The sequence below is a fragment of the Tenacibaculum sp. M341 genome (genome assembly GCF_004337695.1).
Taxonomy (GTDB): domain Bacteria; phylum Bacteroidota; class Bacteroidia; order Flavobacteriales; family Flavobacteriaceae; genus Polaribacter.
On the sequence record NZ_SJXJ01000018.1, the window covers coordinates 1 to 13,207 of the forward strand.

General features: G+C 29.1%; 14 protein-coding genes and 1 rRNA gene. 11 read left to right on the forward strand and 4 right to left on the reverse strand.

Annotated features, from left to right (window positions below; translation table 11 throughout):
- The 4 genes from rrf to EYW44_RS17115 form a co-directional block, all read left to right on the forward strand.
- Positions 1-100: ribosomal RNA gene (gene rrf, locus EYW44_RS17100) — 5S ribosomal RNA — on the forward strand; the annotation flags it as partial.
- Positions 101-279: 179 nt separating this feature from the next.
- On the forward strand, positions 280-1,245 hold the full coding sequence (locus EYW44_RS17105; protein ID WP_132725355.1) for a transglutaminase domain-containing protein: 966 nt from the start codon (positions 280-282) through the stop codon (positions 1,243-1,245).
- Between the two features lie 109 nt (positions 1,246-1,354).
- Positions 1,355-1,927 (forward strand): hypothetical protein, encoded by a 573-nt coding sequence (locus EYW44_RS17110; RefSeq protein WP_132725358.1) that lies wholly within the window; start codon positions 1,355-1,357, stop codon positions 1,925-1,927.
- A 41-nt stretch (positions 1,928-1,968) separates the two neighbouring features.
- Complete coding sequence (locus tag EYW44_RS17115) at positions 1,969-2,925, forward strand: transglutaminase domain-containing protein (protein ID WP_165872257.1); 957 nt, start codon at positions 1,969-1,971, stop codon at positions 2,923-2,925.
- Positions 2,926-3,010: 85 nt separating this feature from the next.
- Here the strand turns inward: EYW44_RS17115 and EYW44_RS17120 are convergent, their stop codons facing one another.
- On the reverse strand, positions 3,011-3,364 hold the full coding sequence (locus EYW44_RS17120) for a DUF1801 domain-containing protein (protein WP_132725364.1): 354 nt from the start codon (positions 3,362-3,364) through the stop codon (positions 3,011-3,013).
- A gap of 75 nt (positions 3,365-3,439) precedes the next feature.
- Between EYW44_RS17120 and EYW44_RS17125 the strand changes: the two genes are divergently transcribed.
- The 5 genes from EYW44_RS17125 to EYW44_RS17145 all read left to right on the forward strand — a co-directional run bounded on the left by EYW44_RS17125 (position 3,440) and on the right by EYW44_RS17145 (position 6,754).
- The gene (locus tag EYW44_RS17125; RefSeq protein ID WP_132725367.1) at positions 3,440-4,051 is read left to right on the forward strand and encodes a hypothetical protein; all 612 of its coding nucleotides are present in this window, start codon (positions 3,440-3,442) and stop codon (positions 4,049-4,051) included.
- A 23-nt stretch (positions 4,052-4,074) separates the two neighbouring features.
- Positions 4,075-4,371 carry a winged helix-turn-helix domain-containing protein gene (locus EYW44_RS17130; RefSeq protein ID WP_132725370.1) on the forward strand — a complete coding sequence of 99 codons (297 nt, stop codon included), beginning with the start codon at positions 4,075-4,077 and terminating at the stop codon, positions 4,369-4,371.
- Positions 4,372-4,521: 150 nt separating this feature from the next.
- Positions 4,522-5,913, forward strand: coding sequence for a cell envelope integrity protein CreD (gene creD / locus EYW44_RS17135; RefSeq protein ID WP_132725446.1), 1,392 nt, complete (start codon positions 4,522-4,524; stop codon positions 5,911-5,913).
- An 18-nt stretch (positions 5,914-5,931) separates the two neighbouring features.
- A complete protein-coding gene (locus tag EYW44_RS17140) occupies positions 5,932-6,408 on the forward strand; it encodes a Coq4 family protein (protein ID WP_132725449.1) in 477 nt (158 codons plus the stop codon).
- Entirely contained in the window at positions 6,392-6,754 is a 363-nt protein-coding gene (locus tag EYW44_RS17145; protein WP_132725452.1) for a ribosomal maturation YjgA family protein, read from the forward strand. The genes EYW44_RS17140 and EYW44_RS17145 overlap by 17 nt, the downstream gene beginning before the upstream one ends.
- A gap of 54 nt (positions 6,755-6,808) precedes the next feature.
- Here the strand turns inward: EYW44_RS17145 and EYW44_RS22320 are convergent, their stop codons facing one another.
- Both EYW44_RS22320 and EYW44_RS17150 read right to left on the reverse strand, forming a co-directional pair.
- Positions 6,809-6,976 carry a hypothetical protein gene (locus EYW44_RS22320; RefSeq protein ID WP_165872258.1) on the reverse strand — a complete coding sequence of 56 codons (168 nt, stop codon included), beginning with the start codon at positions 6,974-6,976 and terminating at the stop codon, positions 6,809-6,811.
- 131 nt (positions 6,977-7,107) lie between these two features.
- A complete protein-coding gene (locus EYW44_RS17150; protein ID WP_132725454.1) occupies positions 7,108-7,953 on the reverse strand; it encodes a hypothetical protein in 846 nt (281 codons plus the stop codon).
- A gap of 180 nt (positions 7,954-8,133) precedes the next feature.
- Here EYW44_RS17150 and EYW44_RS17155 point away from each other — a divergent pair, with 180 nt between their 5' ends.
- Both EYW44_RS17155 and EYW44_RS17160 read left to right on the forward strand, forming a co-directional pair.
- Positions 8,134-10,398 (forward strand): T9SS type A sorting domain-containing protein, encoded by a 2,265-nt coding sequence (locus EYW44_RS17155; protein WP_132725457.1) that lies wholly within the window; start codon positions 8,134-8,136, stop codon positions 10,396-10,398.
- Between the two features lie 120 nt (positions 10,399-10,518).
- A complete protein-coding gene (locus EYW44_RS17160) occupies positions 10,519-11,070 on the forward strand; it encodes a TetR/AcrR family transcriptional regulator (protein ID WP_132725460.1) in 552 nt (183 codons plus the stop codon).
- 277 nt (positions 11,071-11,347) lie between these two features.
- On the opposite strand, the gene EYW44_RS17165 is transcribed toward EYW44_RS17160, so the two are convergent.
- Positions 11,348-13,192, reverse strand: coding sequence for a cystathionine beta-synthase (locus tag EYW44_RS17165; protein ID WP_132725463.1), 1,845 nt, complete (start codon positions 13,190-13,192; stop codon positions 11,348-11,350).
- Positions 13,193-13,207: the final 15 nt, after the last annotated feature.

Here is a 13,207-nt window from a genome sequence, read left to right on the forward strand (position 1 = left end):
TATAGCAATGGGGCTCACCTCTTACCATTCCGAACAGAGAAGTTAAGCCCATTAGCGCCGATGGTACTGCCACTGGTGGGAGAGTAGGTCGTCGCCTTTCTTTATAACAAAACCGTTCAATACATATTGAACGGTTTTTCGTTTTTATAATAATTTCATTTTTTATAACTCACAAACTCATAAAATAAAAATCACGTGCTTATAACCTGTAATAAGTTAAATGTGTTTTTGTTAAATCTAATAATATGTTTATTTTCACTATTGTTAAATAAAATAGTTATGAAGATTAGCGTGTTTCTATTAGTGTTAAATTTATTAAGTATCTCCATTCAGAGTCAAGATCTCAATAGAGTAGACAAGATTATTAGATCTTATAAAGATCCTGCTTCTATAGAGGAGTTATCTCAAAGAATTAATTTTGATTTTAAAAGTCCTATAGAAAAAGCTAGAGCAGCTTTTTCATGGGTAGCTATGAATATAAATTATTATAAATATGATGCTAACTTAATAAAAATTCCTGCAAAAATTCAATATTACACTAAAGTTGATTTAGAAAGACAAAGAAAAAAAAATCAAGAAAAAAAAGCTTTACAAGCTTTCAATAAAAGAGAAGGTGTTTGTGAAGAGTTCGCTTTTCTATTAAAGAAGCTGTATGACTATTTAGAGTTTGAAAATGAATTAGTTTTTGGTTACACAAAATCTTCTGTAAACGACATAGGATATATACCTGTTAAAAAAAATCATGTTTGGAATGTTTTAAGGATAGAAAATAGGTGGATTATGTGTGATGTTACATTTGCTTCGGGTGAAGGTAGTTTAGGTATATGGAGAAAAAAGTTCAATCCATTATATTTTAATTCTAATAAGGATTTTATTAGGATAACTCATTTTCCAGAAAAAAAGAAATGGAGAGATTATTTAGAGCAGAAAGAACTAAAAGAGTTTTGTGATGACCCTATTATACAGAAAGCTTTTTTAGATAGTAAAGCAGAAATAATTTGTCCTAGTAATGGAAGGTTATTAGTTAATAAGAATAAAAAGGTTTTGTTTAAGATAAAAGGGATTAATAAAAAACAAACCTTAAGTTATAGATATAAGGGAGAAAGTAAGTCAAGAATAGCAAAGACTATTGATGTAAATGGTATTATAGAGTTTTATGTGAAAGTTCCTAGAAAAGATACTATACTAAGTATATATTTAGAGAATAATTTAGCGCTGCAATACAAAATAGAAACTCCTTTTTAATATTTCAAATAAAAGGGAATGTATAAATGAGTTTTTATTGCTAATTTATAATCAAATACACTGTTAATACATAAAAAATTATATTTGTATCTCGCATTAACATTTCATAATGAGTTTACAAATAAAGTTTAGTTTATTATTTTTCATAACAGTATTATCACTTTTTTCTCAAACAACTGATAGAGTATTAAAATATCCTGAAGAATGGAAGTTTGAAAGAATAGATTTTCCTTTGGATTACGCTAAAGATATCACTTGGAAAGGATTTGAAGAGCTACGTTTTTCGCCAGGAATGTTTGATAATTCAAGTGAAGATTATTTTAAGTATTATTTTTGTGTTTCAATAGAGGACGATAAAAGTATAAATAAGGAAGAAATAACTAATTTTCTTAATAGTTATTATAAAGGATTGTGTAAGGCTGTAAATGCAAAGAAAAAGTATGTTATAGATTATAATAAAATTAGAGCTAGTGTTAAAAGTCTTTCAGATAGTTCTTATCAAGCTAGTGTAATTTTCTTTGATAGTTTTACTAATGGGGATCAAGTGGTTTTAGAGATGTCACTAGAGATTCAAAAACGCTCTAATACAACTATTATATTAGCAACTGTTATTGCTAATGAAGAAAGTGATAAATTAAAGATTTTACATCAAAATAATTTAAGTAATAATTTGCCAGATTAGTTTAGGCATATTATTTGATAATGAATTTCAAAACTTATCCTATGCATCGTTTTATATTAGTTTTCTTTCTTTTTACTCTCCATAGTTTTAGTCAGGATTTTTCTTCAGTTAAAGAAAAAGTGAATGCCTACAAAGGAATCTCCACTTCGGAAAAGCTAGCATTACAGTTGAAAAAGGATTTTAAGTCAAATGAAAATAAAATAAAGGCTTTATATTATTGGTTGACAAATAATATTCGCTATGATCTTGAAGAGTTTTATAATCCTAATAGAGAAAAAGTAACGGTATTTAGATATCAAACTTTAGAAGAGAGAGAAAGGAAAATAAAGGCAATGAATGATAAGATTATAAAAGAGACATTGCTAAGAAGAAGAGCTGTTTGTGAAGGTTATGCTAGAACGTTTGCAGATGTTTGTACTTTATTGAATATAGAAAACGAAGTTATTACAGGATATGTAAGGGCTTCAATCAATTATATTAATAAACCATTGGAACAGCCTAATCATGCTTGGAATGCTGTTAAACTAAATAATAAGTGGATTTATATTGACGCTACTTGGGGAGCAGGCTTTGAATTTAATGGTAAGTGGTTGAAAAAATTTAACCCTTATTTTTATAATATTCCTAATAAGAAATATTTTAAAACGCATTTACCTGAAAAAAGTGTTTGGAGGTTAAGAGTAGGGAATATTGATAAACAAAAATTCTATGAGCAGCCTATTCTTAGCAATGATTTTTTGAGTACAAATATTGAGTTGTCAGAAAATATTAAAGGAGTTCTAAGAAAAGATAGTAATAATAAGATTCAATTTAATTTAAAAAATATAGAAAGTGAAGAAATTTTTATTGGGTTTTTAGGAATTTCAACTGCTTTTACTCCTGCCATAGAGCCTATTAAGAATAATGAAATTAGTGTTTCAATTGAAGTTCCTGATAATGTTAGAGAATGTTTTTTGTTAATTAATAGACAGGTAGCCGTTCAGTTTTTGGTTGAATAATTTTAATAAAATAGAAATTGAAACAAATAAACTAAAATTACGCTGGGAGTATAATTATCATAAGCTTGTTGAATACAAAGTAAACTTACCCAATTAATTCTGATGAGACTTGATTTAAAATTTGAATTAAGATTGTACTATCGATATCTTCAAATTTAAAATACCTTAATGATTTTACCTTTTTTCTTGATTCTGAAATAAGTATTTCGTTGTAATCTTCATAATTACCATTGGCATAAAAAGCCACATCTACATACCCTTTTTTTATAGAAGCATTTAAATAGCAGAAAGGTTTATCATTCAAATAATAAAAAGGAATTTTCCATTTAAATTTTAATACTGATTGAGGAAAATGTTGTTCTATTAATTGTTGTACTTGTAATAGAATAGTTTTAAAAGGTTCCTCTTTATTTAAAATGTAAGCTTCAGCTGGTTTCATAAATTAAAAATAACATATTTTTTTCTTGCAAGAACTGTTTTTTTAATTTTACTTTGTAATTCAAAGTTCTTTACTATGAGTTCAGAAGATTATTTAAAAGACATTTCAGAAATTAAAAATTTAATGAATAAATCATCTAGATTTATTTCATTGAGTGGTTTAGCTGGTATTTTTGCAGGTTTTTATGCTTTAATAGGAGCAGGTTATGCATATTGGCTTGTGACTAGTAGTACTAGGGGCTATTTAATTTTAGATGGCAAAATTTTTAAAATCATATTAATAGATTTACTACTTGTTTTGTTTTTTAGTGTGGGAACAGCAATTTATCTGACAACGAAAAGAGCGAAGCAAAACGGAGAAAGAATTTGGGACGCTACAACGAAAAGATTATTAGTAAGTTTTTTAGTACCGTTAATTTCTGGAGGATTATATATCATTATTATTCTTAGTCAAGGAAAATATGGACATACAGGTGCTTTAATGTTACTTTTTTATGGTTTGGCACTTTTAAATGCATCAAAATATACAGTAAGTAACGTTAAGTATTTAGGTTACACCGAAATAATATTAGGTTTAATAGGAGCTGTTTTTCCTGGTTATGATTTTTGGTTTTGGGTGATAGGTTTTGGGATAATGCATATTATTTACGGTGGAATAGTATATGTTAAACATGAAAGAAAGCAGTAAAGCTTTTATAAAATGTAAGTGTTGTGAAAAATATACTAAACAATATAAATAAAGCTTTTGATCATAGAATCAGATTGGGTATTATGTCTATTCTGGTAGTAAATGAGTATGCTGATTTTAAAACTTTGAAAGATTTGCTAGGAGTTACTGATGGAAACCTTGCTAGTCATACCAAAGCGTTGGAAAAGGTTGAATTTGTAAGAGTAGAAAAACAGTTTATTGGTCGTAAACCCAATACCAAATATTATGCAACTAAATTAGGAAAAGAAGAATTTAAAAAACATGTGGAAGCTCTTGAGAAGCTTCTTAAGAACACATAAATTTTTTTATAATAAAACTTTGAATTTCAAAGTTCTTTTAAGTCGTTAAAACGGGGAAATTGCTAATTAAAACTACCTGAGCATTTTTTATGAAATAGTTTGGGTAGTTTTTAAGAAAAACAGGTTGAAAATTTAAAAAAGAAGAGTATCATGGAAAAAAATCAAGAACAATCAGGAAAATTAGGAAAATGGGTTAAAACATCTATATCTGTTAGAATGCTAACAGTAGGAATGTTGATTGTATTACTGTTAATACCTTTATCTTATGTAAAAAGTTTGATAAAAGAAAGACAGAGTAGGCAAAAGGAAGTAGTATATGAGATTAATAAAAAATGGGGAAAAGAAGTGTTGTTATATGGTCCTATTTTAAAGGTTCCTTATAAAACATATGAAGTAAAGAAAATATTTAATCAGGCAAATACAAAGTATACTAAAGAAGTTAAGGAGACTATTAAGAATGCATATTTTTTTCCGAAGAAATTAAATATAAACTCAAACATAAATCCTGAAGAAAAAAAACGAGGTATTTATAAAACAGCAGTGTATACAAGTACAATTGATATACAAGGAAGTTTTCCAAAACCTGATTTTAGTGAGAAAGAAATTAAAGAGAAAGACATTTTATGGGAAAAAGCAAAATTGATAGTACAAACTTCTAATTTAAAAGGGGTGAATGAATTAGTAGAAGTGAAGTTTCATAAAAACAATTATTCTTTTGAATCTAATTATAACGAAGGAGTAACAACTAGTTCGCATGAGAATATAAATTCTACTAGTTATTTACATAAGTTAGAAACTAAATTTATAAACAAAGAAGATCTTCCTAGTAAAAATGAAGTGAACTTTTCTATGAAAATAAATACGAACGGAAGTGAACAAGTAAGATTTATTCCAATAGGAAAAGAAACCGATGTAAGAATTGTATCTGATTGGAAAACTGCGAATTTTACTGGTGAATATTTACCTTATAATAGTGAGAAGATAACTTATAATGGGTTTGACGCAAAATGGAAAGTATTAGATATCAACAGACCTTTTCCTCAACAATATTTTAGTGGAATTCCTAACCTAAAAAAATACGCATTTGGAGTTAACTTTATGATTCCTGTAGATGAGTATCAAAAAAGTGAACGTTCTTCTAAATATGGTTTTTTAGTAATAGGACTTACATTTTTAATTTTCTTTTTAATTCAAACAATTAGTAAAATTCAAATTCATCCTTTTCAATATTTAATGATAGGGGTAGCACTAGTCCTTTTTTATACACTGTTAATTTCCATATCTGAGCATAGTGATTTCTTTAAAGCATATTTAATTGCCGGAATTTCAGTGATTGTTTTAATATCTCTTTATGCAAAATCTATTTTAAAGACAGTGAAGTTTTCATCATTTATAGGTATTTCTTTAACCTTATTATACACATTCATTTTTATCATTATTCAACTAGAAAGCTATGCTTTATTGGTAGGAAGTGTTGGATTATTTGTAATACTAGCTTCGGTTATGTATGCTTCAAGACAGATAGATTGGCATAATAGTTAATATGAAAAACAACATAAAATGAGAAAGAAATTAATTTATTTATTATTTGAATGGACTCAAAAAATATATATCAAACATAAAAAGAAAGATCCTTGGAATATTACAAAAACTGAATTATTGACATATCCAAAATATACATTAGGCTATAAAATTGGCAATTTTCTTCATCAAAATAACTTTGATTTATTACCTAAAGTAGAACGTCATGATGCTTATCACGTTATAACAGGTTATGGAACAAAAGTAGAAGATGAAGTAGCATTACAATATGTTTGTATGGGAAATGGAAAGAGAAGTTGGTATTCTTATGGAACAGTTATAATTGGCACTATTTTATTGCCAGAATATTTGTCCTATTTTTTTAAGTCTTATAAATTAGGAAAAGAATGTAATGTGTTTCATTACTTTGATTTTAAAAAATTGTTGAATGAAGATTTTAAAGAATTACAAAAGATTATTTTCACCAAAAAACAGATGTATGAATTTTCGATTTGATAAAAAGAGTTTTATGATTGCTATTTCAATTTTTTTAGTTGAAATATTAATAGCAAAAACCTCAGGTTTTTTAAGGCATACAGTGGGAGACTACTTAGTGGTTATTTTGCTGTATTATTTGGTGAAATCATTTATAAATGCTCAACCTAAATACATAGCAATAGGAGTGTTACTGTTTTCGTTTACAATAGAAATAATGCAAGCTTTTAAACTTGTAGAGTTGTTAGGTTTAGAACATAACAGATTAGCAACTATTGTAATAGGAACTACATTTAGTTACGGAGATCTTATAGCTTACACCTTGGGTGTAATAACAGTATATTTAGTTGAAAAAAAGTTTAGTTAGTAGGCTTTCTAAGATCATAGCGTTTTAATGAATTTTTAGAATGCTATGTTCTTTTTAATTTTCAAATTGAAGCCTGTCAAGCTGCACTAATTCTTTTTCGGTTAAAAATGAAGACGATGGGTTGTTTTCTAAAGTATTTAATGTTTCCATTAGTATTAAAACTTCTTTAGTACTAATGTCCTTCAGATTTAACTTTCTAATTAATATCGAGTTGGTTGCCATGGTAAAACAATTTAGTGGATTATGTCATAAATATAGCTTTAATCTAAAAGATAAATAGCCGATTATAGACGAACAGTAAAAATCCATCGATAGTAGGTTGAAATTAAAAAGATTAAAATAGTATTAGGTAATTAGCTTTTAGTATTAATAACAAGGCTTTTCTCTTTTATTAATACAAAAAGAGGTACTAATCCATGCGGCAAACGATACAAGACTTGATGTAAATTTTGATGCAACGATTGTAAAGGGAAATCAATATAAAAGTTTGCAACAATTCTAGCAAAAGCAGTTAACAATCCCCATATAATAGCGTAAATAATAGCGTATTTATCTATTTTTGGAATAAAAATAACGACAGCTAATATAAAATCAATAATTCCTGCAATGTATAAGAATGTTATGGCAAAAGATTCAGAACATCCGAATATTTGAATAACCATGTCTACAAATTTCCCAGGAACAGGATACGCACCAAAAGCATATAATCCATGGGAGAAAAAAGTAATAGCCACTAATACTTTTAAAATCAATAAAGCTTTAGCTTTATTATAGTTATCCTTTAAAAAATATAAGAATAAAAAAGGAGTTCCAAATTGTATGCTATGCTCAAAGAATTGCGCTATATGATAAAATTTTTCTTTTGTTAGTAATACAGAAAGAATTATTAAGCTAACACCTCCTAAAAAAATAGGGATTTGAAAGATTTTTTTATTAACCTTAGTAATCAGTAGTGTTGAAATAGCAGCTAAAAGATATAAAATACCTTTTCCTTTAATTACACCTTGAACAAAACTATCTGTTTTTGGACTTGTAGCATAGGTTGTCCAAGACATATCAAACCAATTTTCAATAAAAGGTTTTAATAAAGATTCATCCCAAAAAAAGGTTCTGTATGGAGCATCCCAAAATAAATGTTGCCAGGCTCTACCTATAAAAATTAAAAAAACAGCGATTCTAATGAGGTTAAATTTTTTCATGACGACAAAATAAGTATATTGTAAGTTAAGATAGCTATGTTATATTGTTATCTTATTTTAAACGAATAGTTAAGTGATTTAATTTTTAATTAACAATGAAAAATGTTTTTTAAAGCTATAAGATCTTTTCTAATTTCACAACCTCAAATTAAAATCAAAAAATAATTAACCCTCTAAATCATGAAGAAAATATTTCTTTTATTATTATCTATCGTAAGTATTAGTATTTACGCTTCAAATGATAAGTATCGATTAACTTTAAGAGACGACCCTGCTACAACTATTGTTATAGGCTGGAATCAAATTTCTGGTAGTAACCCAAGAGTATATTATGGAACAACAGATTTTGGTACAAACTATAGTAGTTATCCTTTTTCAATGGCACCAACCAAAGCTGTTTCTTATAAAGGAATGAATAATAATTTTGCTAGGTTAACAGGTTTACAACCTAATACAGCTTACTATTTTGTAATTAGAGATAGCCAAGGAACAAGTAGACGTTTATGGTTTAAAACGGCACCTGCAAATAATAGTAGATTGTCTTTTATTGCAGGAGGAGATTCTAGAAACAACAGAACTCCAAGAAGAAACGCTAATTTATTAGTATCTAAATTAAAACCACACGCAGTTTTATTTGGAGGAGATATGACAGACGACGATACCAATAGTCAATGGCAAACATGGTTTAATGATTGGCAGTTAACTATTGCAAGTGACGGAAGAATGTTTCCTATTATTGCTGCAAGAGGTAATCATGAAGATAGTAATAACAGTATTTATAATTTATTTGATGTGCCTTCATCAAGTATCTATTATGCAATTACTTTCGGAAATAATTTAGTTAGAACATATACTTTGAATACTGAAATTTCAATTTCAGGAAATCAAACAAATTGGTTACGTAACGATTTAACTTCAACTAATACTATTTGGAAAATAGCACAGTATCATAAACCAATGCGTCCACACGTTCGTTTCAAATCAGAAGGAAACAGTCAATATGGTAATTGGGCACGTTTATTTTATGATAATAATGTAAAGCTAGTAGTTGAATGTGATGCGCATACGGTAAAAACGACTTGGCCAGTTCGTCCATCATCTTCTTCAGGAAATGACGAAGGATTTAAAAGAGATGCTAACGGAACTACTTATGTAGGAGAAGGATGTTGGGGTGCACCGTTACGTTCTAACGACGATAATAAAGATTGGACACGTAATTCAGGTAGATTTAATCAATTTAAATGGATTTTTGTTGACGAGAATAAAATTGAAACAAGAACTATTAGAGTTGATAATGCTTCTAGTGTAGGTTCGGTATCTAATAGTAATGTATTTCAAATTCCTTCAAATTTAGATATTTGGAGTCCTTCAAATGGTAGTGTGGTAACTATTAATAAAGATGATAACGGGGGAGGATCTGGTGGTGGTTCTGATAGTGGAACAATGGAAGTTGCTATTGCAAATGGTAGTGATGATGTGGAAGAGAGAGAGAATGGAACTATTTACGCAAATAGTAGCGATTTAGAAATGGTATATGATAGTTATGAAGATAACGGATATCAAAAAGTAGGTTTGCGTTTTAGAGGAGTAAATCTACCTAAAAATGCAACTATTACAAGTGCATATCTTCAATTTAATGCGGATGAAAGTAACAGTACAAGTGCTGAGTTAGAAATTAGTTTACATGACAGTTCAAATTCGCCAGCGTTTTCAAATTCTAATAATGTATCTGATAGAGCTACTTTTTCATCGAAAGTAATATGGAATCCAAGCAGTTGGTCAAGTGGACAAAACGGAAGTGCTCAACGTTCTCCTAACTTAAAAACTATGGTTCAGAGTTTAGTGAATAAAAGTAGTTGGAATTCTGGTAATAGCGCTAGTTTCTTAATTAAAGGACGTGGAAATAGTTTAACAAGTACTTCAGCAAAAAGAGTTGCAGATTCTTATGAAGGTGGTTCAGCAAAAGCAGCAAGATTAATAGTAAATTATACTTCAGGAAATAACACTCCACCAGATATTTGTGCAGGAGTAAGTAATTGGCAAAGCGGTGTTAGTTATTCAGTAGGTAGTAAAGTTGTATATCAAGGATTTTTATTTGAAAGAACTTCATCTGGTTGGACTAATTTAGGAGCTTGTGGATCTAGCAGATCAGCAGAGGTAAGAAAAATAGCATATCCACCGTTAGTTGAAGCGACTTCTTTTGATGTGTATCCGAATCCTTTTGACAATCAAATCAAAATATCATTAAAAAATACTCTTTTAGAAGGGATTGTAAATGTTAAAGTTTTTGATGTTACTGGAAAAGAAGTTTACAAAGAATCTTTTGAGATACATAAGAATATTGAAAAAACAATAACACCAAATATTAAGGCTGCGGGTATATATTTCCTGAATATACAGCAAGGAGAGCGAAATATTAAAACCCAAATGTTGATTAAAAAATAAATTTAATCAAAGAAAATCGGGAGAATTTTATTTGATTTATATGTAGCCAATTTGTTAAGAATTGGCTACTTTTTAAATTAAGCTTGGAATATTTATTCTAATCTTAGTACATTTGTATCTGTGAGTAAGAAGAATGATATTGTATTAGCAGCGTTAAATTTACTAGGCAGAAATGGGGTACATGCGACACCAATGTCTGCAATAGCTAAAGAAGCTGGAACGGGAATGGGAACAATTTACAATTACTTTCCTACGAAAGAAATACTAATCAATTATATTTTTGTTTACATTAAAACAGAAGAGAAGAAGCTTTTCAGTACTTTTGTGTCTACAAAAGATTTGAGAGTTCAGTTTAAAGAGTACTATAGCGTAGCTGTGCAGTTTTACAAAGACAATGTGCAGTATTTTCAGTTTATAGAGCAATTACACGCTTCTCCGATAATTACTGAAGAAAGTAGAGATTTTGCTTTGAAAGCAATTGGTAGTGTTTACCATTTAATTGAAAAAGGAAAAGAGCTGGGGGTTGTTAAAGATATGCAAACGAAGGAATTACTACAGTTTATAGCTGGTTCGGTTATTTCACATTTGCGTTGGCATTTTAGAGATGAGAGTGAAGATAAGGCATCTCTTTCAAATTTAGTCCAAATGGTTTGGGACGCTATAAAAAAATAAAATATTTAATGGAACGAATGATCATTCCAAAAAAATATAAACAAAAGCACATAGGGTAGGTAATAATTTAAATACCCGATGATCTAATTGTAATCCCCATGTTAACTAGGAGTTACTTGTGCAATAACTCCGCAATGAGAACCCCGTAATTTTTAATTATGGGGTTTCTCATTTAATATAAGTAAATAATTACAACAAATTAAAAGAGAGATATTATACAACAAAAAAGAGGAGCATTTTGCTCCTCTTTCGATTTCTAAATTATATACTATTGTAATTATATGCTATTCACAAAATCAGTGAAAACTTTCTTGTGAAGTTCTAAATCTAAATCAGGAGAAAGAGATACACGAGCAATATAATCTTTATCAGCTTCTTTTGTTGTACCTTGAGTAGAGGTAGCAGGAATGGTCCAATAACAACCTTTTAATTGACCGTAACTAACACAATACTTACTTTCGTTTGGTATTTCAGTAATCATTAGGTTAATAAGCTTGTTGTTTAAGGCTCTTTTATAAGTTTCTCTTTCTTCAGGAGTATCTCCTTTTGTAGGAAGATCTAAAGAAAAAACAGAAGGTGTAAAACCTTGTTCAGCTAATTCTTCAGAAACAAAGTTAATTTTAGCCTCAGGCAAAGTTTCTTCAATAAAACTAACAAAGCTACGAGTGTTTTTATAAGCATCACTAATTCTCTGAATCATTGAAGGCATTTGTGCAGCCAAAATCTCGTATTGTAAAGCTGTTGCTTCATTATCACATAAAATCAAATGTTTTTCAATAGGATTCATTAAAGTAGCAGCTTTATCATTTGCTGTAGCATATCCTGCAGTACATTTCCCTCCACTAGGAAACTTAGATCCACTTACGTAAGAAATGGTTCTAACAGAAGAAAGAATATCATTTGCACCTAAAAAATGAACATTTGGACAAAATGTTTGATCTAAAATAAACACAGGATCAATAGCTGTAGTACCAGCAGGAGTTGTACGTTCTTTACTTAATGCTTCTTTTAATTTGATAAGATCAGGAACTTCTACTCTTGGATTTGTAGGAATTTCAGCAATAATATAAGGTACTGCATCTAACTCCGCTATTTTATCTAATACAATATGTACACTATCTACCATATCATTACCAGCATCTACAGGTAAATCCATAATTTCAACATTATCAATACAAGCAGCTACACGTCTTGCTTGATCATTAGTTCCTCCATAACAGTTAGGCGGCACAATAATTTTGATGTCTTTACCAGCATGATGCTCTAACGCATGATCTATCAATCCCATTACAATAGCATATTGAATTGACAACCCACTAGAACCTACCACTGCCTTAGCATCGGTATTTGTAATTTCTTTGATGGTATTTAATACTTTGGCTTTATTGGTTGCAACAGCATCTATATTAACTTCTAATGGAGCTTTACTTACGAACGATTTTAAAACGGTGTAACAATTAGCAGGTGTCATAGCAATAGTTTCTCTTCTTCTCACATGTTGAATTTCAGAAACATATTCCTCGTTTTTTTCACCATTAATAACTAAAATACTACCTAAGTTATCGTATAAAGTGATTTCAAAATCAAAAGCCTCAGTTAGGTTATTAATATCTATTGAGTTTTTAGAAGTAACTAGTACAGTACTACCTTCAAATTCAGGAATTTCATTAACCGTTTCAATTTTAACCGTTTCAAAAGTATATCCGTATACTTTTTTCACAGCTTCAATATCAAAGCTAGCAGGTAAGGTACCTGTATAAACAATTTGAGTATTCTTATTTGAAAGTAAGTTTTTTCTTAAAACAGCCAATATTGGAGTTACTTGAGAAGAAAAACTAATTACATTTTGCGGCTTTGTATTGTACAAGTTAGCAATTCCCCATTCTAGTACAGTAGATAAAGGATGTCCTAATCTAATATAATCATATGCCGTAGGTAATTCGCTAAGTGCAGCAGTTGTAAAATTATTGTTGTTAAATAATGCTTCAAACTGATCTAAAAATTCAGTTTTAGCTAATGATTCATTATATATATCTAAACGATGTGTGGTTAAATTAAGCCAATCTGATGGCATATTATTTAAAACATCGTTAATGTAATTTAATACGTTATTATCTTTCATGCTTTTACCTTTTGA